Raw genomic sequence first — 25,539 nt, forward strand, 5'->3', positions numbered from 1 at the left:
TCCTTGTTTAAAATTTTCTTCCATTTTTTCCTGCAATAATAAAACGCAAAGCATTCAGTTTGATAAAACCTGCTGCGTCTTTTTGATTATACACTTCATCTTCTTCAAAGGTACAATAAGCTGCATTAAATAAACTATCATTAGCACTTTCTCGGCCTATAACCATTACATTACCTTTGTAAAGTTCAAGTTTTACTCTACCATTGGCATGTTTTTGAGATTCGTCGATTAGAGCTTGAAGCATCATTCTTTCAGGCGAGAACCAATAACCATTATAAATCAAACTTGCATATTTTGGCATAAGTTCATCTTTTAAATGCGCAGCTTCTCTATCTAGTGTGATGCTTTCAATTGCACGGTGTGCTTTTAAGAGTATAGTTCCTCCTGGTGTTTCATAGCAGCCACGACTTTTCATTCCTACATAGCGATTTTCTACTATATCAAGGCGTCCTATGCCATGTTTTGCACCAAGCTCATTAAGCTTGCTTAAAAGCCCGGCAGGGCTTAAATGCTCTCCATTGATGGCAACTAAATCTCCCTTTTGAAAATCAAGTTCTATAATCTCACTTTCATTCGGTGCTTCTTTTGGACTTTTACTCCATCTCCACATATCCTCTTCAGGTGCGTGTGCAGGATCTTCTAAAACAAGTCCTTCATAAGAAATATGAAGCAAATTTGCATCCATAGAATAAGGAGATTTCCCTTTTTTCTTAGAAATATCAATACCATGTTTTTGCGCATAAGCTAAGAGTTTTTCGCGGCTATTTAAATCCCATTCACGCCAAGGAGCAATGATTTTTAAGTCAGGATTAAAGGCTAAATAACCTAATTCAAAACGCACCTGATCATTTCCTTTTCCCGTAGCCCCATGACTTACCGCATCAGCTCTTGTTTGCAGGGCAATTTGTGCTTGAGTTTTTGCAATCAAAGGTCTTGCTATGCTAGTTCCAAGTAAGTATTCACCCTCATAAATAGTATTGGCTCTAAACATAGGAAATACATAATCTTTAACAAATTCTTCTCTTAAATCTTTAATGAAAACATTTTCTTCTTTAATCCCTAATGAAAGAGCTTTTTTTCTAGCAGGTTCGAGCTCTTCGCCCTGTCCAATATCTGCTGTAAAAGTTACTACTTCGCATTTGTATTCATCTTGAAGCCATTTTAAAATAATACTTGTATCAAGTCCGCCAGAATATGCCAAAACGACTTTTTTTACTTCATTTTTCATAGAGTATCCTTTGTTAATATTGATTTAATTGTCAAATTGTATCTAAAATTCATTAAAGAAAAGTTTTTAAATTGATGAAGAAAAGTTAGTCAAAGCAAAATGGGTTTCAAAAATTTAATTTTTTTGGTAAAATTCCATTATGAGAGTAGATAAATTTTTAAATGCGGTTAATATTACTAAAAGAAGAGCTATTTCTGAAGATATGTGTAGAAGTGGTGTAGTGGGGATTAATGGAGTGATAGTAAAGGCGAGCAAAGAGGTTAAGGTAGGAGATATTATCAGTTTGCATTTTACTGATTATACGCAAGAATATAAGGTTTTAGCTTTGCCTACTACTAAAAATATTCCAAAAAATGCACAAAGTGAATATGTGGTGAAGTTATGAAAGAATTTATTCTAGCTAAAAATGAACTCAATACCATGCTTCAAACTTTACCAAAACAAGGTGTTGTTTTATTACAAGGAGAATTAGCTAGTGGTAAAACAAGCCTAGTGCAAGCTTGGGTTAGTTTTTTAAATTTAGATGAGAAAGTAGATTCTCCCACCTTTTCTATCATGCAAAAATATGAAAATCAAGATATATGTATTTATCATTATGATATATATCAAGAGGGTTTAGAAGGACTTTTAAAAAATGGTTTGTTTGAGAATTTTTTTGAAGAGGGTTTACATTTGGTTGAATGGGGAGATGAGAATTTAAAAAAAGCTTTGCTAAAATTTGGAATTCCTAGCTTGGAAATAAAAATCAGTGTAGAAGATGATAAAAGAAAGTATGTAATTCATGAGTAAACTAGAAATTGTAAATTTAGAAAAAATTATTAAAAAAACAAAGATTATCCAAGGCATATCCTTAGAATTAAATAGTGGTGAGGTTGTGGGACTTTTAGGGCCTAATGGAGCAGGAAAAACAACTACATTTTATATGATATGTGGACTAATATCTCCAAGTAGTGGAAAGGTGCTCTTAGATGGTTTGGATATTACTAAAGAGCCTTTAAATAAACGAGCAAGGCTAGGCATAGGTTACTTACCTCAAGAAAGCAGTATTTTTAAGGATTTAAGCGTTGAAGATAATTTGCTTTTAGCTGCTCAAATTTTTTACAAGGATAAGAAAATTTTACATGAAAAAGTGGAGCAAATGCTCGAGCTTTTAAGCATAGAACCTATTCGCTTAAGAAAAGGCTTAAGCTTAAGCGGTGGAGAAAGAAGACGATGTGAAATTGCAAGATCTTTGATGTGTGAGCCTAAATTTTTGCTTCTTGATGAGCCTTTTGCGGGGGTGGATCCTATTGCAGTGGCTGAAATTCAAAGTCTTATCAATGAGCTTAAAAAGCTTGATATTGGAATTTTAATTACTGATCATAATGTTCGCGAAACTTTAGCAATTTGCGATAGAGCTTATGTAATAAGATCAGGCTCTTTACTTGCAAGCGGAAATGCTGAAGAAATAGCAAATAATAAAGATGTTAAAAAATATTATTTAGGAGCGGAGTTTAAACTCCTTGATTGATGTTAAGGCAAAAGACTACCCAGGCTCCTAAAACTAAGATTTCTCAAACTCTGCGTTCGTGGTTGCCTATATTACAAGCAAATATAGAAGATTTAAAAGAAAATTTAGACAAATTCGCAGAAGAAAACCCTTTTTTAAGCGTTCAAGAACCCATTCAAACACACGAGCATAATAAAAATTATTTTGATTCTTTTTATAAACGCAACGCAAATTCGGCATTTGTGGATAATAAAGGTCTTGCTACAAAAAGCGTATATGAACTTCTTAATGAACAGATTATACCCCCTCTTTTTCCTACAAGTAAATCTCAAGAACTTGCAAAAAAAATTATAGAATGCTTAAATGAGGAAGGATATTTTGAATACGATGAAGAATTTTTAAAAGAGTATTCCTTAGAAGAAATTGAGCGAGTAAGAGCAAGATTTAAATTTTTAGATCCTGTAGGAGTGGGAGCTAAAGATTATAAAGAAGCATTTTTATTTGCTCTTGAAAATATGGAATTAGATGAAGATATTGATGAGTTTTGTAGAATGTTGATTATGGATTTTGAAAATATACAAAACTATACCAAAGAGCCTTTATATAAAGAAGCATTAGCTGTACTTAAGCGTTTTAGCACTCCTCCTTTTTTGGAATATTTTGAAGATTCTCGTATAATTGTTCCTGATATTTTTGTTTATAAAGAAAATGGTGAAATTAAAGTAAAAATCAATGATGATTATTATCCTGAAATTTCAATCCAAACTGATGGTTTAGAGCATGATTTTTTAAGTCATTACATCAAAGAAGCAAAAAATTTAGTTGATGCTTTAGCGATGAGAAAAGCTACTCTTTATAAAATAGGGCTTATGATAGTAGAATATCAATATGATTTTTTCATGGGAAAAGAGATAAAACCTATGACTTTTAAGGATTTAGCACTTGATTTAGAACGCAATGCTTCAACTATATCAAGAGCTGTGGCAAATAAATATTTAAGTTGTGAAAGAGGACTTATTCCCTTGCGTGATTTTTTTGCTTTTGCTCTTGATGAAGAGGGAGAGACTTCAAATGTAGGTGTTAAAGAATTTGTGGCAAATTTAGTAAAGAATGAAGATCGCAATAAACCTTTAAGTGATAGTAAAATCCTAGAGTTGATTAAAAAAGAATTTAAAGTCGATATAGGACGACGCACTATTACTAAATATCGCAAACACTTAAATATACCAAGTTCAACGGATAGAAAAAAATTATACGAACTTGAAGGATAATGCTTAAATTTATCATTTCTTTAATCTTGCAAATCAAAAATATAAAAATACACTGAATTTGTATGAATGTTATTTTAATGTATATTTTAATATTTATTGGTATATTATTTTAACTATATGTTTTTTTATTTAAAATTGTGTTATAATCACAATAATTTTTAAATTTATTCCATAAAAGGAGTTAAAATGGACTTTTTAACCAGTCTAGATGAGAGTATTCAGTTTTTGATACAAATCATCATTGTTTTAATTTGTCTTTTTTACGGTGCAAAAAAAGGTGGTATAGCTCTTGGCTTACTCGGTGGTATAGGTATTTTAATGCTTGTTTTTGCTTTTCATATAAAACCTGGAAAGCCCGCTATAGATGTAATGCTTACTATCTTAGCTGTGGTTGTTGCAAGTGCGACTTTACAAGCAAGTGGCGGTCTTGATGTAATGCTTCAAATAGCTGAAAGAATTTTAAGACGCAATCCTAAATTCTTAACCATTTTAGCTCCCTTTGTAACTTGCTTTTTAACCATACTTTGTGGGACAGGACATGTGGTTTATACTATTATGCCTATTATTTATGACATAGCGATTAAAAATGGAATTCGTCCAGAACGCCCTATGGCAGCAGCTTCTATATCTTCACAAATGGGTATTATTGCAAGTCCTGTTTCTGTTGCAGTTGTGAGTTTAACAGCTTTGCTTTTAAATGCAGAACATAAATTAGCAGGTTTTGATGGCTATATCAATCTTCTTCAAATTACTATACCTAGTACGCTTTTTGGTGTTTTATGTGTGGGAATTTTTTCTTGGTTTAGAGGAAAAGATTTGGATAAAGATGAGGTTTTTCAAGAAAAACTTAAAGATCCTGAATTTAAAAAATATGTTTATGGTGATTCTAAAACACTTTTAGGTGTTCAACTTCCAAAAAGCAATTGGATTGCAATGTGGATTTTCTTAGGAGCTATTGCTTTAGTGGCTTTATTAGGTATATTTGATTCTTTACGCCCAAATTGGGGACAAGTTGTAAAAAATGGTATTCCTCAAGTAGATGCTTTAGGCAATCCTAAAATGGATATTTTATCTATGGTTTCAGTGATTCAAATGTTCATGCTTTTAGCAGGTTCTTTGATTATTATCTTTACTAAAACAGATGTAAAAAAAATCGGCTCAAATGAGATTTTTAAATCCGGTATGATAGCTCTTGTTGCAGTTTTTGGAATTTCTTGGATGGCTGATACTATGTTTGCTGTTCATACTCCTATGATGAAAAAAGCTCTTGGAGATGTAGTTGTAGATTATCCTTGGACTTATGCAATCATGCTTTTACTTATTTCAAAATTTGTAAACTCTCAAGCAGCAGCTATTGCAGCTTTTGTTCCTTTGGCCTTAGGAATAGGTGTTGAACCAGGTGTGATTGTGGCTTTTGCGGCAGCTTGCTATGGGTATTATATTTTACCAACTTATCCAAGTGACTTAGCGACTATACAATTTGATAGATCGGGTACGACTCATATAGGTAAATTTGTTATCAATCATAGTTTTATTTTACCAGGTCTTATAGGTGTGATTAGTTCTTGTGTTGCGGGATATTTCTTAGCTTTAGCAGCAGGATATCTTTAATATTTTGCAGGATTTTTCCTGCAAAATAAAAATACTATAAATCTTTTAATTTATTGATCTCATCTCTTAAAGTCGCTGCTTTTTCAAATTCGAGCGCTTTAGCAGCTTCAAGCATTTGTTTACGAAGCTCTTTTACGATTTTAGTTCTTTCATTAGCAGGCATTTTTTCAATTTTTTTACCTTTGCGATAAATTTCTCCTAAGTTTTCTTCATTTTTTAAACTTTCTTCGATGTGTCGCTTGACTGAAGTTGGGGTGATGTTATGTTTTTGATTGTAAGCTTCTTGAAGTTTGCGACGCTCATTTGTAGTATCCATAGCTTCTTGCATGGATTTTGTAATCTTTTTGCAAAAGAGTAAAACTTTACCATTGACATTTCTAGCAGCTCTTCCCATGGTTTGGATTAAACTTGTAGTGCTTCTTAAAAAACCCTCCTTATCTGCGTCCATAATGGCAATAAGCGAAACCTCAGGCAAATCAAGTCCTTCTCTAAGTAAATTTATACCTATTAACATATCAAAAGCACCGCTTCTTAAGCCTCTTATGATTTCATTGCGTTCTATTGCATCAATATCTGAATGCATGTATTTTACTTTAATACCAAGTTCTAAATAATACCTTGTAAGCTCTTCAGCTAGTTTTTTAGTCAACACAGTAACTAAAACGCGTTCGTTTCTTTGTATAACTTTTTTGGCTTCATCAAATAAAATTTCAACTTGATTATCGCTATCTTTAAGTTCTATCAAAGGATCAAGTAATCCTGTTGGACGCATAATTTGATGAAAGATATTTTCCTTGCTAAGTTCAAGCTCAAGCGGGGCAGGGGTGGCTGAAACAAAAAGAAACTGACAATCTTTATGGATAAATTCATCAAACATTAAAGGACGATTATCAAGAGCTGATGGAAGACGAAAACCATAATCTACTAAAGTTTGCTTTCTACTTCTATCTCCTGCAAACATACCGCGAAATTGTGGTAAAGAAACATGGCTTTCGTCTACAATAACAAGAAATTTCCTATTTTTAATAGCAAAATAATCAAAAAGTGTATAGGGCGTATCGCCTTCTTTAAGCCCTGTTAAATGTCTAGCATAGTTTTCAACCCCTTTGCACATCCCTGTGCTTGCAAGCATTTCAAGATCAAATTCAACGCGTTGTTTAAGGCGTTGGTATTCTACGAGTTTATTTTCATGTTCAAAATAAGCAAGGCGTTCGTTAAGTTCTGCTTTTATGTCTTTTATCGCTTGTTTTAGTCTTGTTTCACCTACACTAAACTGGCTTGTAGGATAAAGTATGAAGCGTTTTAAATCTTTGCCTTTTTTATTTTCTAAAACATTATAATGATACATTGCATCCAGTTCATCACCAAAAAATTCAAGTCTTACTACTTCATCTTCGTAATAAGCAGGATAAATATCTATAATATCACCTTGTACGCGAAAATCAGCACGATCAAAGAAATTATCATTTCTTTTATAACCCATGTCTACAAGTTTCTTTAAAAGTTCTTTTTGTGAAATTTGCATGTCTAGTTCAAAGATTAAAACCATTCCTATGTATTCATTTGGATTTCCAAGTCCATAATTAGCCGAGACACTAGCGATACAAACCACATCCTCATAGCTTAAAAGCGAAGCAGTTGCGCTAAGTCTTAAGCGTTCTAGATCCTCATTTGTGGAGCTATCTTTTTCTATAAAAACATCGGTGCGCGGTATATAAGCTTCAGGCTGATAATAATCATAATAAGAAATAAAATATTCCACATGGTTCTTAGAAAAAAAACCTTTAAATTCGCTATAAAGCTGGGCGCAAAGGCTTTTGTTATGACTCATGATAAGGGTTGGCATATTGAGTTCTTTTATGACATTTGCCATGGTAAAAGTCTTTCCGCTTCCTGTTACGCCGAGTAGGGTTTGATATTTATTACCTTTTTTTATGCTTTTGACAATACCTTGTATTGCTTGTTCTTGATCAGGACTTGGTTTAAAATCGCTTGTAAGTTCTAACATTTTCCCACTTTTTGAAAGTTTTTTAGAAAAATTCTAAAAGAAAATGCTTTAATTAAAAATTAATTGACTATAAAAAACCTAAATTTAAATTTTTTTCTGCTACAATTACAAAAAATATTTTTATTTTAAATTTCTATAGCAGAAGGCAAATTTATGTTTGATGAAAAAATTATTAACACAATGTCAGATAAAGTCAATGAGTTGATTGAAAAATACAACGAAGTGTGCGAAGCAAATGAAAATTTAAGAAACGAACTTGTAAGCGTAAAAGCGCAAAATGAAGCAAAGAGTAATCAAATCATGCGTTTGGAAGAAGAGCTTAAGTCTCGCAATATAGAAAGTGAAGATATTTTCAAAAAAATAGAGGCTGTACTTGGCAAGTGATAATTTAAAACAAGTTATTATCAATGTTTCTGCAAAGGATTTCATTGTTAAATGCAGTGGAGAATTTGCAAATTTTTTAGAAGATGATATTGCTCTTATTTCTGGTGGGACTAAAAAAATAGAATTAAAGCGTTTCGTCGATGCTTTTGTAAAAAAAAGCTATGAGAATTATATCTTAGAAAGAGAACTTAAAAAACTTATAAAAGCGATCAATGAAGAACTCCCTGTAAAATGAAAAAGGCTTTTACTCTCTTAGAGCTTGTTTTTGTGATATTGATTTTGGGGATATTGGCAAGTTTAAGCTTCTCTTTTGCCAATCAAAATAAAAACGATGCGAAATTATTAAAATTGAAAATAGATTATGAAATGCTAAATTCAGCCCTATCCCTTATGCGTACTCAAGTTGAACTCAAACAAATCAGTTCTTTTTCTCCTAATCTTGATGAAGCAAAAATCAACACTCAAAAAGAAAAACTTTTTTACTGCCAAACTAGTCAAAATTGCACCTATTCTTTGCTTCATACACCTATTTATTCTAGTTTTAATGCTTGGATGAAAACAGCACCCAATCGATATAGATTTTTTTTAAATACAAAAGAATGGGTTGATTTTTTTTATAATGCTGATTTTGCTATTTTAGAATGTTTGAGTGAAAAATATTGTAAAGAATTATTATGAGATATTATGAATTAGCGGTTTTTGGATTTTATTTGCAAAATTTAACCTTTCATAGCAAGGAAGAAATTCCAGCTTTAAGAGAGGTGATTATTGATTTAAAAAATAAAAAAAATCTTAGAGCTTTAGTATTGAAAGAATGCCAAAAGCCCGAATTTCAGACAAAAGAGATTAAAGAAATTACATCTTTTTCATTAAGCTGTGTACAATTTGAATTGGCGAAATTTATTTCGTATTATTATTCTTCAAAGCTAGGTTTTGTATTAGGACTTTTTTCTACTTATCAAACTTACACTTGTGATCTGATTAAAATAGAAAATGAACCCAAATTAAGCCAAAAACAAAAAGAAGCTTTGAAATTTATAAAAGCTAATCCCACTTCTTTGCTTTTTGCAGATACAGGTAGTGGAAAAACTGAAATTTATATTTGCTTAATAAAACAATATTTAGAGCAAGGAAAACAAGTTTTACTTTTAATGCCAGAAATTTCTCTTACTCCACAGATGCAAAAGCGTTTAGAAGTGTATTTTAAAGATAAATTTTTTCTATGGCATTCTAAAATTTCAAAGAAAAAAAAGCAAGAAAATTTAGAGCGTTTTTGTAAGGGTGAAGCACTTTTGGTCGCAGGAGCAAGATCGGCTTTGTTTTTGCCTTTTGTAAATTTAGGGCTTGTTATAGTGGATGAAGAACATGATAATTCTTACAAAGCGTCTAATCAACCTTATATTAATGCTAGGGATTTAACACTTTTTTTAAGCTCAAAATTTGACATTAAGGTGCTTTTAGGTTCTGCTACTCCTTCTTTAACGAGTTTTTACAAGCAAAAGAGTTTTAGACTTAAGGGTACTTTTTTTGAAAGTAAAAAACACTTTTTATATGATGAAAACGAATTGGGCGTAACTCCTATGCTTTTGGGCGAGTTGCAAAAAAGCTTGGAAAATCAAAAACAAGCTATCATTTTTTTGCCCACTAAGGCCAATTTTAGACAAATTGTGTGTAAAGATTGTGGGCAAACTATAAAATGTCCTTTTTGCTCTATTGCTATGAGTTTGCACAAAAAAAGAAATGTTTTAAAATGTCATTATTGTAATTACACTTCTTTAATAGAGCAAAATTGTCCTAGCTGTCAAGGTGTGATGCTAGAGGCTAGGAAGATGGGCACAGCAGAATTACAAGAACTTTTGCAAGAGGCTTTGCCTTTAGCAAGGATAGCTAAATTTGATAGTGATGAGATTACGAGTATTCGAAAGCTTAATGCTATTTTAAAAGATTTTAATGAAAATAAGATCGATATACTTATAGGAACTTCCATGCTTGCTAAAGGACATGATTATCATAGTGTAGATTTAAGCGTTATTTTAGGACTTGATGAGTATTTGTTTCGTCCCAATTTTAAGGCAAGCGAAGAAACTTTGGCTTTGGCTATGCAAGTGGCAGGAAGAGCAGGACGCAAAGGTGAGGGAAGGGTGCTTTTGCAAACTAAAAATAGGAATTTTTTTGAAAGATATATAGAGGATTATGATAGCTTTTTGCAAGATGAATTAGAAAATAGAAAAGATCTTTATCCTCCTTTTAAACGCCTTTTGAGAATTGTTATCGAGGATAAAGAACAAAAGCAAGCTCAAAATTTGTGCAAAAAATTAGTTGATCAAATTAGCCACATTTTAAAAGTTGAAATTATAGGCTATGGAGCTTGTAGTATAGAAATGCTCAAAGGACAATATCGTTTTTATATATTGCTTCGTAGCGATTTTTACAAACCTTTAATCAAGATACAAGAATATGCCTTAAATTTTAAAAATGTTAGCGTAGATATAGATCCTATTGATTTTTTATGAGGAATTAAAGCAAAAAATAGCTAGAATTTTAAAAATTATTTATAAAAAGAAGCTTGAAAATGGAATACAAAAGATTTAAAACAAGACAAATTAAAGTGGGTGATGTTTTAATAGGTGGCGATGCGCCTATTTCAGTGCAATCTATGCTCTTTACCAAAACAAGAGATATTGAAGGTTCTTTAGAGCAACTCAATCGGCTTTATTTTGCAGGAGCTAATATCGTGCGTTTGGCGTGTTTGGATATGGCGGATGCAAGGGCTTTAAAGGAGATTAAAGCAAAAAGTCCCTTGCCTTTAATTGTAGATATACATTTTAATCACAATTTAGCTGTATTTTGTGCTGAATTTATTGATGGGGTTCGTATAAATCCAGGCAATATAGGCTCAAAAGAAAATGTTAAAGAAGTAGTAAAAGCTTGTAAAGAGCGAGGCATTCCTATACGCATAGGTGTAAATCACGGCTCTATAGAAAAAGAATTTAGTGATAAATATGGATATGGTGTAGATGCGATGTTAGAAAGTGCATTGTATAACATTAAACTTTTAGAGGATTTGGATTTTTTTGATATAAAAATTTCGATGAAAACTTCTGATACTCAAAAGACCATAGAGGCTTATGAAAGATTAAGACCACTTTGTGATTATCCTTTTCATTTGGGAGTAACAGAGGCAGGGACTAAATTTCATAGCACGATAAAAAGTTCTATTGCTTTAGGAAATTTGCTTCTTAAAGGCATAGGTGATACCATGAGGGTTTCAATGACGGGCGAACTTGAAGAAGAAATCAAAGTCGCAAGAGCGATTTTACAAGATAGCGGGGTGCAAAAAAGTGGAGTAAACATTATCTCATGTCCAACTTGTGGAAGAATTCAAAGTGATTTAATCAGTGCTATTAAAATCGTAGAAGAAAAGACTAAACATATCAAAGAGCCTTTAAATATCAGTGTTATGGGCTGTGTTGTAAATGCTTTGGGTGAGGCTAAGGGCGCTGATGTGGCTATAGCTTTTGGAAAAAATCAAGGACTTGTTATAAGACATGGAGAAGTGGTGGCAAAACTCAAAGAAAACGAGCTTGTGGATAGATTTTTAGCTGAAGTAGAAGATGAGGTTAAGAGTAGAGAGATAAAAGAATAGATTTTATTTTAATTATAGATATTTAAAATAAAATCGCAATAAAATTTAAGTCCTTATTTTAAGGACTTAAATTATAAGTTTATTTAAAAAGGCCATATAGCTTCTATGACTTTGCTTCCCCAAGGTTTTCTAGTGCTTCTATCCACTTCACCTTCAGTTTTGTAAAGAATTTTTGCATCTGCTATATATCTACTATCTATAGTATTATCTTGACCGATATCATAAGGACGAATCACACCGCTAAGTTGTATGATTTGTTTTTCTCCATTGATCAAAAGCTCTCTTGAACCCTCAATAAAATAATTACCATTAGACAAAATTTTAATCACGCGAGTTGAAATCGTAGTGTTAAAACTTTCATTGCGACTTTGAGTGCCTGTTCCTTGGTAGTTGTTAGCACTATTGGTTTGAAAGCCTATATTAGAATAAGCATTTACTTTATCGATCGCAGTTCCAAGTAAGCCACTTCCACCTGTTAAAGCTCCTCCTCCTAAATTGGAAGTATTGGTTCTACTTGTGGCCTTATTGGCTTGAGTGCTTTGAGTAGTGCTTTCTTGGATAACCACAGTAACTAAATCATTTACATTCATTGCTTTTTTATCAGAGAATAAAGGATTATCGCCTTTTCCAAAAAGCGATCCAGGAGAAGTTTCTACATTGTTGCTTTGTTTAGGTGCAAGCTCTTCTACATAAGCAGGAGGTTTCATAGAAATTTGCGGATCTACTGTTGCAGAACATCCAAAAAATGCAAAAGGTAACACATAGAATAAAACTTTTTTCATTTTCGTCCTTTAAATGATGAAATTTCATTTTTATTTGTTAAAATAGTTTTTCAAGTAAGTATAAAGCAAAGAGTGTTCCACTTTTTAAAACCAAGGAGAAAATAATGGCAAATCTTTATTTGATGAGATCTAGGAGTGATGAGTTAAATACATTAGTCACCACGAAATTATTGAAAAACTATAGCAAGATATATAAAAATATAGCTATTTACTGTCCTGTGATTTATGTACATCGTATCCCTGTTTTGCAAGGATGGCTTGAGGAATTTGATATTAAGCAAACTTTGAAAAATGCTTATAGTTTTACTTTTAGAGAAGCTATGGAAGAATTTAGCAAAGATCCGCATAGTTTTTTCAATACTATCTTAGAAGAGTATGAGGAATTAAATCGTAAATATGATTTTGTTCTTGTTAATAGTTTTTGCGAATTTGGAATACTTGATGGTTTTGATTTGAGTATAAAATTGGCTAAAAATCTTAACACTCCTATAGCGGCTATTATTAATAATGAGGATAAATTAATAGCTCAAAAATATTTTGATGAAGCTTTAGATGGTAGAGATTATGCTTTGATTAATGAAAATTTTAATTTTGAAGAAATGCATAAGTTGCAAGCTTATGATTTTATGACTCCGCATCGTTTTAAATATGAACTCATTAAAAAAAGTGTTAAAAATAAAAAAACCGTTGTTTTACCAGAAAGCAATGATGAAAGAATTTTAAAAGCAGTTGAAATTTTACTTAAAAGTAGTGTAGTGGATCTTATTTTATTGGGTGATGAGCAAGATATCAAACAAAAAGCCGATGAATTGGCACTTGATTTAACCGCAGTAAAAATACTCAATCCGCTTCATTCAGAATATAACGAAGAATTTGCCACTTTGTTATATGAAGCAAGAAAATCTAAAGGAATGAGCCTTGAAGAGGCTAAAGAATTGGTTAAAGATAGGACTTATTTTGGAACCTTGTTGATACATAGTGGGAAAGCTGATGCTATGGTAAGTGGAGCATCTACTACGACAGCTGAAACTATTCGTCCTGCGCTTCAGATTATCAAAACTCAAGAGGGTGTTGACTCTGTTTCGGGAATTTTCTTTATGGGGCTTGATGATAAGGTTTTAGCTTTTGCAGACTGTGCTGTAAATCCAAATCCAAATGCCGAGCAACTCGCCGCTAGTGCTTATGTAAGTGCTATGACTGCAAAGTCTTTTGGTATCGAGCCAAGGATAGCTTTGCTTTCTTATTCTAGTGGAGATAGCGGTAAGGGTGAGAGTGTAGATCTTGTTAAAGAAGCTTTAAGAATTGCTAAAGAAAAATATCCAGAATTAAATATCGATGGCCCTATGCAATTTGATTGTGCTTATGATCCTAAAACTGCTGCTAAAAAAATGCCAAATTCTAAGATAGCAGGTAATGTAAATGTATATATCTTTCCTGATCTTGACGCTGCAAATATTTGCTATAAGGCTGTGCAAAGAACGGCAAATGCTTTGGCAATCGGTCCTATTTTGCAAGGACTTAAAAAACCTGTAAATGATTTAAGTCGTGGATGTTTGGTTGATGATATAGTAGATACGGTTATTTTAAGTGCTATACAAGCACAATAAGAAAGGAAAGTGAATGAAGATTTTAGTTTTAAATTCAGGCTCTTCATCTATTAAATTTAAATTTTTTGATGATAAAGTGGTTAAAGCCAGTGGTTTGGTAGAAAAAATTGGAGAAGAAAAATCAAAAGTCATACTAAAAAATGCCTTAAATGATGAAACATTCGAAAGAGAACTTCCTATAAAAAATCACGAACATGGATTGCAAATTGTCAACGAGCTTTTTAAAGAATCTGGAATTTTGGAAGATTTAAATGCTTTAGATGGCTGTGGTCATCGCATAGTGCATGGAGGAAGAAATTTAAGCGAGCATTGTTTAGTGGATGATTATGTTCTTAAAGAGATAGATAGGGTTAGTATTTTTGCTCCTTTGCATAATCCTGCGCATTTAGCAGGTATAAAAACAATGATCAAAGCTGCACCTAGTGTTGCTAATGCAGCTATTTTTGATACAGCTTTTCATCGCACTATGCCTGATTTTGCTTATATGTATGCTTTGCCTTATGATTTTTATGATAAGCACAATATAAGAAGATATGGTTTCCATGGTACTTCTCACGCTTTTGTGAGTGCTAGGGCAGCCCAATTACTTGGAAAAAATAAAGAGGATTTAAACGCAATTTCAGCACATCTTGGAAATGGTGCGAGTGTTTGTGCTATTGAGGGAGGTAAAAGTATAGACACTTCCATGGGTTTTACTCCTCTTGAAGGTCTTGTTATGGGAACTCGCTGTGGTGATTTAGACCCTGCAATTTTGCCATTTATTAGCCATCTTAAGGGTTTAACAATAGAAGAAATTGATACTTTGCTTAATAAAAAAAGCGGACTTTATGGAATTTGCGGTTCTAACGATTTTAGAGATATAGGAGCAAAAATCGAGCAAGGTGATGATAGGGCACGTTTAGCTTTTGATATGTTTTGTTATCGCCTTTTAAAATATATAGGGGCTTATTTTACGGTTTTACCTAGAACTGACGCTATTATTTTTACAGGCGGTATAGGTGAAAATGCTGCTTTAGTTCGCCAAAAAGTTTGTGAAAGATTATCTCATCTTGGTGTTGAGCTTGATATAGAATTAAACAACAAAAAAGCAAGCTGTGAAAGAATGATTAGTACTGCCAATTCTAAGGTAAAGATTTTTATCGTTCCTACAGATGAAGAACTTGAGATTGCCAGAATCACAGAAGAGTTGATAAACAAAAGCTAAGAGCTTTTGTTTTAACCCAAATTTAATTTTCTTTAGATAGTATTTTAAACTAAAAATTTAAAAGTGTAAAAATATGAAAAAATTTAAAGATTTTAGTTGTAATTTTCTTTTTAAGATATCCGATCAACCTGTTCTTTTGCGTGATTTGCTTGAGGCTAATGCTTTGTTTAATGATGGAATGCTTGTGGATCCTTCCAAGCTTAATTTTAATTTTAAAATTTTAAATTCTTATATATATTTTGGAATTTTTTGTGCTTTGGTTTTATTACCATTATTACTCATTACGCATTATCTTTTTACTCGCCTTGATTTTCATATCAGTATTATCAGCGCTGTAGCGGTTACCGCATGTGTTTTTATTTCTTATGATATTTTTAAGGTTTATGCTCGTAAAATGATTTCAAAAAAATTAATACAAAAAGCATGGGCTTTGCACTTTCCTTATTTTTCATATGAAAAATATTCTATTATGGCTGGAAATTTTTATAAAGAAGCCTTAAAAGAAGAAATTCCAAAGGCAAATTTAGAACAATATGTTTTAGAAAAAATCATTCATTCTAAATAATCTAAAATTTGATTTTGAAAGCGCATGATTTCTAAGCGTCTTTTTAAATCTTTATTTTCTTCATCAAGTACGCTTTCTTCTACTCTTAAAGTGGCAATTTCTCGGCTAAGATAGTAAATTTGATTTCTTATATAAATTTGTGGTACAAATAAAACAAGAGCAAAGCTGACAAATAATACGGCAAAAAGTAAGTGATTGAAATTGAGATTTTTATCTTCTTTAGTAGCATTACTAAATCCTTCTAGTAATACATTTTTAACCTTTTGTGTATCTTCATCATGTTCTGTTTTAATGGGTTGAATTTCGGATTTTTCAATCTCTATTTTTACTTCTTGAGTTTGTATTTTTTTTTGTAAATTTTCTAGACTTTGTTTTATATCGGGTTTTGGGTCAGTTTGCGTGGGTTGAATCTTGTTATTTTGTATTTTTTTGATTTCTATTTGCTTGTCTGTATGCAAATGTTTTTCTTGAGTATTGTGTGTGTTTTTATTTTGTATACCTTGAATTTCTTTTTTTTTCAGAAAAGAAAAAAGTTTTTTTGTTTTTTTCTTTTTTGATTCTTGATTTTTGTTTTTTTCTTTTATTTTGGAAAAAATTTTTTTAGCTAAAGACTGCTTTTCTTCCAATTTAACATTTATCAAATCTTCTTTTAAGTATATATTTGATTTTTTTGTATATTCTAACTTATAGTCTTCTTCTGTTTCATCCAAGAAATGATTTGAGCGTTTTTTAAAGCGGCGTCTTAAAATATCATCACTAGAGATTTCTTCTTTTAAATCATCATCTAAAGGCTTACCTTGATTAACAGCGCGAGAAAATTTAAGCATTTTCTGGCGTATGTTTTGCTTTTCTTTTAAAAAATCATCATCTAGCATTATTTTTCCATATTTTTAAAATGAAACAGGCGCATTTTTGCACAACTTGAACGAGAATTAATCATAATTTCTTCTTTGCTTGGAGTTATAGCTTTTTTGCTTATAATTTCTCCTAAAGAATGATTGTTTCCACATTCGCACCTAAAAGCTCTTTCATCACAGATACAATTTTTAGCCCATTTTTTAAAATAGTTTTTTACTATCCTATCTTCTAAAGAATGAAAGCAAATGATAGCTAGAATACAATTTTTTAATTTAATTTTTTCTAATTTTTCTAAAAAATTTTTTAAAACTTCAAGTTCTTGATTGACTTCTATTCTAATAGCTTGAAAAACTAGGGTTGCTTTAGAAACACTTCTGTGATTTTGTTTTGTTTTTCCTATTATTTCGTAAAGTTCTTTAGCACTTTTTATTTTATTTTTTTGTCTTTCTTGGCAAATTTTTTGAGCGATAAAGTACCCATCATTTAATTCCCCATATTTTTTGAAAATATCACTCAATTGCTCTTGGGTATAATTATTAATAATCTCAAAAGCTGAAATTTTAGCATCTTGATTCATTCTCATGTCTAAAAAATCAGAATGAAGATTAAAGCCTCGTTTGTTATTGTCAAGTTGATAAGAAGATACTCCAATATCAGCTAAAATGCCTTTGAGATCGTTCAGTTTATCGTGTGAAATTTGGTCTAAAATTTGACTAAAATTACTTAATACAAATTCTGTTCTATCTTTAAAATCATGAAGACGCTTTTTAGAAAATTCAAGCGCTTCTTTGTCTTGGTCGCATGCTATAAGTTTAAGGTTTGGATGATCTTTAAGTAAGGATTCGCTATGGCCACCAAAACCCAAAGTACAATCTAAAAAATATCCTGAGTTTAGTTTTTCAAATGCTTGATTTACCTCATTGAGCAAAACGGGAATGTGTGGAATTTTCAAATCCTATATCCTATAAAATTTTTATAAGCTATAATTATAACGAAATTTTAACTAAAATCAAAATGAAAATATTTAACAAAAAACCACTAATTAAACTCTAATTAAACACTTCTGCGATAAAATATGTAGTTTAATTTTTATCAAGGAATGATATGCTTACTTGGATGCAACATCACAAAAAATATCTTGTTGTTACTATATGGATTAGCACCATAGCTTTTGTTGGAGCTGGGTTTTTAGGTTGGGGTGCTTATGATTTTAATCTTAATAGAAGTTCGAGTGTTGCTGTAGTTGGAGATGAAAAAATCAATTATAATGAATTTAATGTAAGATATAATCAGATTTTTAATTATTACAATCAAATTAGCAACGGTGGCTTAAATGAGGAGAGTGCTAAGCAATTGGGAATTGAAAATGCTGCATTAAGCTCTTTGGTTGAAGATAAGCTTTTGTTAAATTTTGCTAAAGATTTGGGATTAGGTTCAAGTGAAAATGAAGTTATTCAAGCACTTGCTGAAACTAAAGCCTTTCAAGATCCTTCAGGTGATTTTAATAAAACAATTTATTATGAACTTTTGAATGCAAACAATATGACTCCAAAAGAATATGAGAAAACTCTTTCAAATGAAATTATTATCGGCAAACTAGAACAAATATTCAATCTCCCTCAAACAGATGAAGAGTTGAAAATGCTAGGAGCTAGTTATTTTATGCAAGATTCTTTAAATATAGCAAAACTAGAGCAAGATAAAGAAAATATAAAAGTTAATGAAGAAGAGCTTAAAAAGCTTTGGAATGAACACAAAGAAGATTATAAGACAAAAAAAGTATATGAGATTTCTACTTATTATCTACCGGTGGATATGCAAAAAATTGATGATAGTAAGCTAGAAGAATTTTATAATAATGAAAATAATAAATTTAAATATAAAGATTTTAGTGGCAAAATCATGAGTTTTGAAGCTGCTAAAAAGGATGTTGCTAAAGATTATGCTTTAGCACAGCTTAAAAACATAGCTAATGCTAAATTTTTGGAATTGAAAGAAGGTAAAGATAAATTCCAAAAGGATGAAAATATCACAGATTCAGATGTTTACTATCCACTTGAGGCTTTATCTCGGGTAAAAAATGGAGATGTGTTAAGACCGAGTGAATATCAAAATGGTTATATTATTATCAAGCTTAACAAAACCAATCCTGTAAGAACTAAGACTTTTGATGAGGCTAAAGAAGAGCTTATGCCTATTTATATCAGCGAACAGGTGAAAAAGAATTTAGAAGAAAAAGCTAAGCAAAATTTAGAAAATTTTAGCGGAACTAATATAGGTTTCGTAAGCAGGGATACTGTAAGAAATGATGCTAAAATTAGTAATATATTAAATGAAGCAGAATTTAGTTATTTTCTAATGAATGTTTTTAATTCTGATCAAAATCGTTCTTATGTTATTTTAAATGAAGATAAGGCTATGCTTTATAAAATTAATAAGCAAAAGCTTGATATGAATCCTGAAAAATTTCAGCAATATCGCATAATGCTTAATCAAAATTTACAAAGTTTAAAAGCTAATGAAATGAAGCAGGAGTTAATCGAAGAGCTTAAAAAAACATATCCAATAAAAATTTATTATAAAGGTAAATAATTTTGAATATATTAGGAATTGACTTAGGTTCAACACAAACTTGTGCCATTGTCGCTCAAAAAGATGAGGAAGGTTTAAAAATTATTGGTTTTGCAAAAGCAAAAACCAATGGTGTAAAAAAAGGCGCTATTACCAATATCGAGCTTGCTTCAAAATCGATCGAGGAAGCAGTTAGAAATGCAGAGATGATGAGCGGTGTTCATTATGATAAAGTAGTGGTTTCTATTTCGGGCGCTTATACTAAAAGTGTTGATAGTATAGGTGTAGTAAATATACCAAATCATGAAATAGGCATCAAAGAAATTCATCGTGCGGTAAGCACAGCCAAACACACTGCAAATCTTCCGAGTGGTTATGAAATTATTCATGTTTTACCTTATAATTTTAAGGTAAATGATTTAGAACATGTAGATGATCCTTTGGGTATGAGCGGAAATCGCTTGGAGGTTTCGACTCATATAGTTATTTCTCAAGAATCTCATATTAAAAATTTAAAAAAAGCTGTTGAGTTGGCTGATTTAAGAGTTGATAATATAGTCCTTTCTGGCTATGCTTCAGCTATAGCTTGTTTAGATGATAGTGAAAAAGAACTAGGTGCTGTTTTGATTGATATGGGTGGAGCGATCTGCGATATGGTTGTTCATACTGGAAATTCAATTCGTTATAATGATTGCTTGCAAATTGGATCGATTAATATTACTCAAGATTTATCGATGGCTTTGCACACTCCTTTAAAAGAAGCTGAGAAAATTAAATTAAATTATGCAGCCCTTTCTCAACAACCTAATGCATTGATACAAATTCCTTCTATGGGAGATGAAAGAAAAGTAAATGAAGTTTCTTTAGATATCATCTCAAATGTAATCTATGCAAGAGCTGAAGAAACTTTAATGATTTTAGCCAAAATTTTAAGCGACAATCGTTATGCAAATAGCATAGGGGGTGGCGTTGTATTAACAGGCGGAATGACTAAATTAGCAGGTATTGATGAATTAGCTCCTGCAACTTTTGATAATCGTTCTGTTAGACTTGCTACTGCTAGAAAAGATTTAATTACTGGGTTTAGTGAAATTTTTAATGATCCTGAAAATACTTGTGCTATAGGACTTTGTTTATATGGTGCGGGTTATTTTACGCCTTATGAACTTGATTCAAATGAAAAGTTAAGATATAAAGGGGAGATAGAAAATTATAACCGCCAAATTAGACAAGAAATAATTCCACAAAAAGAAGTGGAAAATGAAACAAAATCTGATTTTTTTGGCGAAAATTTGCAAGAAAATGATACAATAATAATACAAGAACAATTAGATTTTAAAGAGCCAAAAGAGAAAAAGCCTAGTGTTTTTTCAAATATTTGGCATAAAATAATGAATCAATTTTAACAAGGAGAAAGTTTTTATGAGCGAATTTTTAGTAGAAGAGATGCAACATAATAAAGGCGCTAAAATTAAAGTTATAGGCTGCGGTGGTGGCGGTGGAAATATGATTAATCATATGGTCAAGATGGGCTTAAATGACCTCGATTTAATCGCGGCTAATACTGATGCACAAGCTATTTCAAATTCATTAGCAAAAACCAAAATTCAACTTGGCGAGAAAAAAACAAAAGGCTTGGGTGCGGGCATGCTACCAGAGGTTGGAGCAGAGAGTGCTAGAGAAAGCTTTGAAGAGATTAAAGCTAGTCTTAGCCAAAGTGATATCGTTTTTATTGCTTCAGGTTTTGGTGGTGGCACAGGAACGGGTGCTACTCCAGTAATCGCACAAGCAGCTAAAGAAATAGGTGCTTTAACTGTTTCTGTTGTAACTATGCCTTTTGCTTTTGAAGGGAAACAAAGAAAAAAACTTGCTGAAAACGGACTCCTTGAATTGAAAAAAGAAAGTGATTCTATCCTTGTAATTCAAAACGAAAAGCTTTTAAGCATTATCGATAAAAAAGCAGGAATTAAAGATGCTTTTAAATTAGTTGATGATATTTTGGCGCGTGCTGTTAAGGGTATGGTGTCTATACTTTTAGACAATGGTGATATCAATGTTGACTTTGCTGATGTTAGAACCATAATGAGCCATCGTGGTTTAGCGCTTATGGGCGTAGGCAGTGCTAGCGGTGAAAATGCTATCGAAGAGGCTCTTTCTAATGCCATAGAATCTCCATTATTAGATGGTATGGATATTAAAGGAGCTAAAGGGGTTATTTTACATTTTAAAACAAGTTCTAATTGCTCTTTAATTGAAATTTCTGCTGCTGCAAATAATATAGAAGAAATTGTTGATGAAAATGCAAAGATTATTTTTGGTTCTACTACAGATGATAGCATGGAAGATAGGGTAGAAGTGACCATTATTGCCACAGGATTTGAAGATAGAGACAGCATAGCTAAAAAAGCCGCTGAAGAAGCTGAAACTCCTAAGAAAAATCCTTATTTAAATCTTAGAAAAGTAAGTGGTGGTTTTGATGAAGAGATAATGGCTCAAATTGAAACTCCTACTTTCTTACGCCGCCAAATGGACTAAAATAGAATATTTTTAAGCAAGATTTTTACTTAAGTCTTGCTTTTTTAAAATTTTTACTATTTATTTTAAAATATTTTTTACCCATATTCCTAGAAAGAAAACTCTTATTTCTTGGGTAAAGAGATGAATGTTGCTGCTTTTTAAGCGATTTAATGATACTTTTGGTTTTTTAGTATAATTCCTTGTAAAAACACAATATGATGCAAATTATCATTCAGTATTTTATTTCTACTTGCTTAATCCCCTAAAATTCATTCTTTTTAAAAGTTGGAACACTCTTTGCTTTATAGATTAAAAATATCAAAATTTATAGGTGAAAAATATGCAAAATGGATATTATCAAGCAACGGGTGGGATGGTAACTCAGTTTAATAAACTTGATGTTATTACAAACAATCTTGCCAATATTAACACGAGTGGTTACAAAAGAGATGATGTAGTAATTGCAGATTTTAAAAGGATTTTTAAAGAAACTCAGGATGAGTTGCCTATAGAAAATCACACAAGAGATGCATCAAGATTTGTCAATACTACCATAGATGGCGTTCCTCAAGTCTCTCAAGGATATACAGATTTTAGTTTAGGTTCTTTAAAAACGACTAATAACCCTTTGGATTTGGCCATTACTAGAGAGGATGCTTTTTATTTAGTTCAAACAAAGGATGGTGAAATAAGATTAAGTAAAGATGGAAATTTTCAACTTAACGAAGAGGGATATTTAGTCAATAAACAAGGATATAGAATTTTAAGCAGTGATTATTTTAATAATCCTCAAAATGCAGGAATTCGTCTTCCTAATGGTGCGGTTTATATCAATGTAGATAAAAACGGAAGTATTGAGGTAGATGGCGTTCAAAATGCGAGATTATTTATCGCTCAAGTAGATGATATAAGAGCTTTGCAAAAAGATGGGGATAATGTTTATAGGATAGATGATTTAACGCGTATTAGAGATTTGGATAATTCTAATGCAGTGCGTCAAGGTTTTTCTCAAGGCTCTAATGTCAATCCAGTAACCGAAATGGTAGGACTTATAGAGGCAAATAGAATGGTAGAAATGTATCAAAAAGTTATGACAGCTCATATGGATGACTTAAACCAAGAAGCTATCAATAAACTTGCAGCCGTTAAATAAAATAATATAAAATAAATTAAAGGATAAAAAATGATGAGATCACTTCATACTGCTGCTACGGGAATGGTAGCGCAGCAAACACAAATTGATGTTACTTCAAACAATATTGCAAATGTTAACACAGCAGGTTTTAAAAAGGGTCGTGCTGAATTTGCTGATCTAATGTATCAAGTTATGAAATACGCAGGAACTTCAACTTCAGCCACAACACTTTCTCCATCGGGCATAGAAGTGGGTATTGGTGTGCGTCCAACAGCAGTGACAAAGGTTTTTACTGAAGGTAATTTAAAGGCTACAAGCACAGATAGTCTTGATATGGCAATTGCGGGAAATGGTTTTTTTCAAATTCAACTTCCTGATGGCACGATAGCTTATACAAGAAATGGACAATTTACAAAAGATAATGAGGGAAATATCGTTAATGCAGATGGTTATAGACTTTTACCTGAAATGACTATACCAGAGGGTGCAACTGCGATTAATGTGGCTACTGATGGCACAGTTTCTGTAATGCTTCCAGGAGAACAACAAGAAACACAAATCGGTCAAGTTGAGCTTGTACAATTTATCAACCCAGCTGGACTTCATTCTATGGGAGATAATCTTTATCTTGAAACAGGGGCAAGCGGTGCACCTGTAGCAGGTATAGCAACCCAAGATGGACTTGGAACAATAAGACATGGCTTTATAGAGTTAAGCAACGTGCAGCTTGTTGAAGAGATGACAGATCTTATCACAGGACAAAGAGCTTACGAAGCAGGTTCAAAAGCTATCACGACGAGTGATGATATGCTTGGAATTGTCAATCAATTAAAAAGATAATTTAAATTAATTATATAAATTTATGGTATTTTTATGCCATAAATTTTTCTCATATTAATTCACTTAAAATTTCATATACTTACTAAAATCATGGTATAAAAATGAAAATAAATAATATTCTGCTGCAATAATAATTTTTAATTCTTTTTTGAAAATAAATTTATATAATATCAAAGATATGGATTTAAGAAATTTATCAATAAATAAAGCAAAGCGTTTAAAAATTTACGCTTTGCTTTTTATTTAGCAAGAATAGCAAGTTTTAAATTCGTATGCAGTTGGACGCGCTTCAACAGGCCAAACTTGAGTTTCAAATTTCAAATGTTGATAATCATCTATAAAAATATCGCTCATTACAGGTTTTAAGAAAGCGTTGTAACGAATTAAAGCTTCAAGACTTCCTCTTAGAGTGTGTGGTAGTTGCTCTATGCCTTTTTCACGAATTTCATCTAAAGTAAGATCAAATAAGTTTTCATCCATAGGTCCTACAGGAATGGTTTTGTTTTTGATTCCATCAAGTCCTGCCATTAAAAGACTAACAAAAGCTAGATAAGGATTAGCGGTGCTATCAGGGAAACGAATTTCAACACGAGCTGAATTCTTACCTATACCATAAGGCACGCGACAACTTGCACTTCTATTTTGGCAAGAATAAGTTAAAATACAAGGAGCTTCAAAACCTGGAACTATTCTTTTGTATGAATTTGAGCTTGGATTAGTAAAAGCTGCAACAGAACGAGCATTTTTTAAAACCCCACCTATGTAATTAATAGCAGTTTGGCTAAGTCCTCCATAACCTTCTTTGTCATAGAATAAATTCACACCATCTTTCCATAGACTCATATGAACATGCATACCATTTCCATTGTCACCATAAAGAGGCTTTGGCATAAAAGTTGCAGTTTTGCCATTTAAATGAGCTACCATTTTGACAATATATTTGTAGATTTGTACATTATCTGCAGCCTCCACAAGTGTGCCAAATTTTACTCCAATTTCCGCTTGCCCTTGTGCAACTTCGTGATGGTGAACAAAGGTTTTAAGTCCTACTTTTTCAAGAGTTTGAACCATTTCAGAGCGAATATCTACCAAAGAATCTATAGGTTGAACAGGAAAATATCCGCCTTTGTTTCGTGGACGATGACCTGTATTGTAGCTATCTGCGAAATCTTTATCATCATTCCACTCTCCTTCTTCTGTATCCACTTCATATTTAGAACAATGAGTTGTATCTACAATTTTTACACTGTCAAAAACAAAAAATTCATTTTCAGGCCCAAAATAAGCAGTATCAGCTATGCCACTATTTTTAAGATGTTCCATTGCTTTTTTTGCTATACTTCTTGGACATTTTTCATACATTTGTCCTTTATAAATGTCATAAACATCGCAAAAAACTATAATAGTAGGATCAGCTGTAAAAGGATCTAAAAATGCACTTTGTGCATCAGGTTTTAAAATCATATCTGATTTTTCAATAGGTTGCCATCCATGAATTGAACTACCATCAAATGGAATTCCTGCTTCAAAAGTTTCTTCGCTAATTGCATGAAGATTATAGGTGATATGATGCCAAGTTCCTATCATATCAGTAAAGCGAAAATCTACAAAAAGAACTTCGTTTTGTTTACAAAAATCAAAGAATTCATTAACATTGTTAACAAATTTGCCCATCTTTTACTCCTTCTTTAAGATAATTTATGAAAATTGTATCATATTTTTTTTAATTCAGGTTTAATTAATATATTTTTTTAATCATTTTTTGAAATTTACTTACAAAACTATGAAAATTTAAATTTATATTTTCATTTTAGATAAATTTG

General features: G+C 31.8%; 24 protein-coding genes. 18 read left to right on the forward strand and 6 right to left on the reverse strand.

Annotation, left to right across the window (positions count from 1 at the left end):
* Positions 1-7: 7 nt before the first annotated feature.
* Positions 8-1,228 (reverse strand): argininosuccinate synthase, encoded by a 1,221-nt coding sequence (locus tag KAR88_RS04075; protein ID WP_002776416.1) that lies wholly within the window; start codon positions 1,226-1,228, stop codon positions 8-10.
* Between the two features lie 139 nt (positions 1,229-1,367).
* Here KAR88_RS04075 and KAR88_RS04080 point away from each other — a divergent pair, with 139 nt between their 5' ends.
* The 5 genes from KAR88_RS04080 to KAR88_RS04100 all read left to right on the forward strand — a co-directional run bounded on the left by KAR88_RS04080 (position 1,368) and on the right by KAR88_RS04100 (position 5,599).
* Positions 1,368-1,613 (forward strand): RNA-binding S4 domain-containing protein, encoded by a 246-nt coding sequence (locus KAR88_RS04080; protein WP_002776417.1) that lies wholly within the window; start codon positions 1,368-1,370, stop codon positions 1,611-1,613.
* On the forward strand, positions 1,610-2,017 hold the full coding sequence (gene tsaE, locus KAR88_RS04085; protein WP_057037151.1) for a tRNA (adenosine(37)-N6)-threonylcarbamoyltransferase complex ATPase subunit type 1 TsaE: 408 nt from the start codon (positions 1,610-1,612) through the stop codon (positions 2,015-2,017). Before KAR88_RS04080 ends, tsaE begins: the two co-directional genes overlap by 4 nt.
* The gene (gene lptB / locus KAR88_RS04090; RefSeq protein ID WP_002776419.1) at positions 2,010-2,738 is read left to right on the forward strand and encodes an LPS export ABC transporter ATP-binding protein; all 729 of its coding nucleotides are present in this window, start codon (positions 2,010-2,012) and stop codon (positions 2,736-2,738) included. The genes tsaE and lptB overlap by 8 nt, the downstream gene beginning before the upstream one ends.
* A complete protein-coding gene (locus tag KAR88_RS04095) occupies positions 2,738-3,988 on the forward strand; it encodes an RNA polymerase factor sigma-54 (protein WP_192801869.1) in 1,251 nt (416 codons plus the stop codon). Before lptB ends, KAR88_RS04095 begins: the two co-directional genes overlap by 1 nt.
* 186 nt (positions 3,989-4,174) lie before the next feature.
* Entirely contained in the window at positions 4,175-5,599 is a 1,425-nt protein-coding gene (locus tag KAR88_RS04100; protein WP_002776421.1) for an anaerobic C4-dicarboxylate transporter, read from the forward strand.
* A 34-nt stretch (positions 5,600-5,633) separates the two neighbouring features.
* On the opposite strand, the gene uvrB is transcribed toward KAR88_RS04100, so the two are convergent.
* Complete coding sequence (gene uvrB / locus KAR88_RS04105; protein WP_057037150.1) at positions 5,634-7,607, reverse strand: excinuclease ABC subunit UvrB; 1,974 nt, start codon at positions 7,605-7,607, stop codon at positions 5,634-5,636.
* A 153-nt stretch (positions 7,608-7,760) separates the two neighbouring features.
* Between uvrB and KAR88_RS04110 the strand changes: the two genes are divergently transcribed.
* Genes KAR88_RS04110 through ispG form a run of 5 tightly spaced genes read left to right on the forward strand, consistent with a single transcriptional unit; the run spans position 7,761 to position 11,637 of the window.
* Positions 7,761-7,991: a hypothetical protein gene (locus KAR88_RS04110; RefSeq protein WP_002776426.1), complete on the forward strand. Its 231-nt coding sequence runs from the start codon at positions 7,761-7,763 to the stop codon at positions 7,989-7,991.
* A complete protein-coding gene (locus KAR88_RS04115) occupies positions 7,981-8,226 on the forward strand; it encodes a hypothetical protein (protein WP_002776428.1) in 246 nt (81 codons plus the stop codon). The genes KAR88_RS04110 and KAR88_RS04115 overlap by 11 nt, the downstream gene beginning before the upstream one ends.
* Positions 8,223-8,669 carry a type II secretion system protein gene (locus KAR88_RS04120; RefSeq protein ID WP_002776437.1) on the forward strand — a complete coding sequence of 149 codons (447 nt, stop codon included), beginning with the start codon at positions 8,223-8,225 and terminating at the stop codon, positions 8,667-8,669. Before KAR88_RS04115 ends, KAR88_RS04120 begins: the two co-directional genes overlap by 4 nt.
* Positions 8,666-10,504, forward strand: a complete 1,839-nt coding sequence (locus tag KAR88_RS04125; RefSeq protein ID WP_002776439.1) for a primosomal protein N' — start codon at positions 8,666-8,668, stop codon at positions 10,502-10,504. Before KAR88_RS04120 ends, KAR88_RS04125 begins: the two co-directional genes overlap by 4 nt.
* Before the next feature lie 59 nt (positions 10,505-10,563).
* Positions 10,564-11,637, forward strand: a complete 1,074-nt coding sequence (gene ispG, locus KAR88_RS04130; RefSeq protein ID WP_002776443.1) for a flavodoxin-dependent (E)-4-hydroxy-3-methylbut-2-enyl-diphosphate synthase — start codon at positions 10,564-10,566, stop codon at positions 11,635-11,637.
* An 83-nt stretch (positions 11,638-11,720) separates the two neighbouring features.
* Here the strand turns inward: ispG and flgH are convergent, their stop codons facing one another.
* Positions 11,721-12,419 (reverse strand): flagellar basal body L-ring protein FlgH, encoded by a 699-nt coding sequence (gene flgH, locus KAR88_RS04135; protein WP_002787400.1) that lies wholly within the window; start codon positions 12,417-12,419, stop codon positions 11,721-11,723.
* A 101-nt stretch (positions 12,420-12,520) separates the two neighbouring features.
* Between flgH and pta the strand changes: the two genes are divergently transcribed.
* From pta to KAR88_RS04150, 3 genes are all read left to right on the forward strand, one after another.
* Complete coding sequence (pta, locus tag KAR88_RS04140; RefSeq protein ID WP_072212063.1) at positions 12,521-14,026, forward strand: phosphate acetyltransferase; 1,506 nt, start codon at positions 12,521-12,523, stop codon at positions 14,024-14,026.
* A 13-nt stretch (positions 14,027-14,039) separates the two neighbouring features.
* The gene (locus KAR88_RS04145; protein ID WP_002781587.1) at positions 14,040-15,230 is read left to right on the forward strand and encodes an acetate kinase; all 1,191 of its coding nucleotides are present in this window, start codon (positions 14,040-14,042) and stop codon (positions 15,228-15,230) included.
* A 73-nt stretch (positions 15,231-15,303) separates the two neighbouring features.
* The gene (locus KAR88_RS04150) at positions 15,304-15,795 is read left to right on the forward strand and encodes a hypothetical protein (protein ID WP_002776453.1); all 492 of its coding nucleotides are present in this window, start codon (positions 15,304-15,306) and stop codon (positions 15,793-15,795) included.
* On the opposite strand, the gene KAR88_RS04155 is transcribed toward KAR88_RS04150, so the two are convergent.
* Positions 15,783-16,670 (reverse strand): hypothetical protein, encoded by an 888-nt coding sequence (locus tag KAR88_RS04155; protein WP_002789913.1) that lies wholly within the window; start codon positions 16,668-16,670, stop codon positions 15,783-15,785. The genes KAR88_RS04150 and KAR88_RS04155 overlap by 13 nt on opposite strands.
* Entirely contained in the window at positions 16,670-17,605 is a 936-nt protein-coding gene (gene rsmH, locus KAR88_RS04160; protein WP_002781583.1) for a 16S rRNA (cytosine(1402)-N(4))-methyltransferase RsmH, read from the reverse strand. Before rsmH ends, KAR88_RS04155 begins: the two co-directional genes overlap by 1 nt.
* Before the next feature lie 152 nt (positions 17,606-17,757).
* Here rsmH and KAR88_RS04165 point away from each other — a divergent pair, with 152 nt between their 5' ends.
* The 5 genes from KAR88_RS04165 (at position 17,758) to flgG (ending at position 23,716) form a co-directional block, all read left to right on the forward strand.
* Positions 17,758-19,245 (forward strand): peptidylprolyl isomerase, encoded by a 1,488-nt coding sequence (locus KAR88_RS04165; RefSeq protein ID WP_002781581.1) that lies wholly within the window; start codon positions 17,758-17,760, stop codon positions 19,243-19,245.
* A complete protein-coding gene (gene ftsA, locus KAR88_RS04170; RefSeq protein WP_072212064.1) occupies positions 19,242-20,630 on the forward strand; it encodes a cell division protein FtsA in 1,389 nt (462 codons plus the stop codon). Before KAR88_RS04165 ends, ftsA begins: the two co-directional genes overlap by 4 nt.
* 16 nt (positions 20,631-20,646) lie before the next feature.
* Positions 20,647-21,759, forward strand: a complete 1,113-nt coding sequence (ftsZ, locus tag KAR88_RS04175; RefSeq protein ID WP_002781577.1) for a cell division protein FtsZ — start codon at positions 20,647-20,649, stop codon at positions 21,757-21,759.
* A 322-nt stretch (positions 21,760-22,081) separates the two neighbouring features.
* Positions 22,082-22,894 carry a flagellar hook-basal body protein gene (locus tag KAR88_RS04180; protein ID WP_002776464.1) on the forward strand — a complete coding sequence of 271 codons (813 nt, stop codon included), beginning with the start codon at positions 22,082-22,084 and terminating at the stop codon, positions 22,892-22,894.
* A 30-nt stretch (positions 22,895-22,924) separates the two neighbouring features.
* A complete protein-coding gene (flgG, locus tag KAR88_RS04185; RefSeq protein ID WP_002776471.1) occupies positions 22,925-23,716 on the forward strand; it encodes a flagellar basal-body rod protein FlgG in 792 nt (263 codons plus the stop codon).
* Between the two features lie 243 nt (positions 23,717-23,959).
* Here flgG and glnA read toward each other — a convergent pair whose 3' ends face one another.
* A complete protein-coding gene (gene glnA / locus KAR88_RS04190; RefSeq protein ID WP_002830309.1) occupies positions 23,960-25,390 on the reverse strand; it encodes a type I glutamate--ammonia ligase in 1,431 nt (476 codons plus the stop codon).
* Positions 25,391-25,539: the final 149 nt, after the last annotated feature.

This window comes from Campylobacter sp. JH23, from assembly GCF_017846595.1.
GTDB lineage: Bacteria > Campylobacterota > Campylobacteria > Campylobacterales > Campylobacteraceae > Campylobacter_D > Campylobacter_D coli.

Bases quoted from the DNA above. Each gene is read 5' to 3' on its own strand.
- KAR88_RS04125 (WP_002776439.1), top strand. From the start codon at position 8,666: ATGAGATATTATGAATTAGCGGTTTTTGGATTTTATTTGCAAAATTTA.
- KAR88_RS04145 (WP_002781587.1), top strand. From the start codon at position 14,040: ATGAAGATTTTAGTTTTAAATTCAGGCTCTTCATCTATTAAATTTAAA.
- uvrB (WP_057037150.1), bottom strand. From the start codon at position 7,607: ATGTTAGAACTTACAAGCGATTTTAAACCAAGTCCTGATCAAGAACAA.
- KAR88_RS04080 (WP_002776417.1), top strand. From the start codon at position 1,368: ATGAGAGTAGATAAATTTTTAAATGCGGTTAATATTACTAAAAGAAGA.
- KAR88_RS04095 (WP_192801869.1), top strand. From the start codon at position 2,738: ATGTTAAGGCAAAAGACTACCCAGGCTCCTAAAACTAAGATTTCTCAA.
- ftsZ (WP_002781577.1), top strand. From the start codon at position 20,647: ATGAGCGAATTTTTAGTAGAAGAGATGCAACATAATAAAGGCGCTAAA.
- KAR88_RS04075 (WP_002776416.1), bottom strand. From the start codon at position 1,228: ATGAAAAATGAAGTAAAAAAAGTCGTTTTGGCATATTCTGGCGGACTT.
- flgG (WP_002776471.1), top strand. From the start codon at position 22,925: ATGATGAGATCACTTCATACTGCTGCTACGGGAATGGTAGCGCAGCAA.
- KAR88_RS04180 (WP_002776464.1), top strand. From the start codon at position 22,082: ATGCAAAATGGATATTATCAAGCAACGGGTGGGATGGTAACTCAGTTT.
- KAR88_RS04120 (WP_002776437.1), top strand. From the start codon at position 8,223: ATGAAAAAGGCTTTTACTCTCTTAGAGCTTGTTTTTGTGATATTGATT.
- flgH (WP_002787400.1), bottom strand. From the start codon at position 12,419: ATGAAAAAAGTTTTATTCTATGTGTTACCTTTTGCATTTTTTGGATGT.
- KAR88_RS04165 (WP_002781581.1), top strand. From the start codon at position 17,758: ATGCTTACTTGGATGCAACATCACAAAAAATATCTTGTTGTTACTATA.
- glnA (WP_002830309.1), bottom strand. From the start codon at position 25,390: ATGGGCAAATTTGTTAACAATGTTAATGAATTCTTTGATTTTTGTAAA.
- ispG (WP_002776443.1), top strand. From the start codon at position 10,564: ATGGAATACAAAAGATTTAAAACAAGACAAATTAAAGTGGGTGATGTT.
- KAR88_RS04100 (WP_002776421.1), top strand. From the start codon at position 4,175: ATGGACTTTTTAACCAGTCTAGATGAGAGTATTCAGTTTTTGATACAA.
- KAR88_RS04150 (WP_002776453.1), top strand. From the start codon at position 15,304: ATGAAAAAATTTAAAGATTTTAGTTGTAATTTTCTTTTTAAGATATCC.
- KAR88_RS04110 (WP_002776426.1), top strand. From the start codon at position 7,761: ATGTTTGATGAAAAAATTATTAACACAATGTCAGATAAAGTCAATGAG.
- KAR88_RS04155 (WP_002789913.1), bottom strand. From the start codon at position 16,670: ATGCTAGATGATGATTTTTTAAAAGAAAAGCAAAACATACGCCAGAAA.
- lptB (WP_002776419.1), top strand. From the start codon at position 2,010: ATGAGTAAACTAGAAATTGTAAATTTAGAAAAAATTATTAAAAAAACA.
- tsaE (WP_057037151.1), top strand. From the start codon at position 1,610: ATGAAAGAATTTATTCTAGCTAAAAATGAACTCAATACCATGCTTCAA.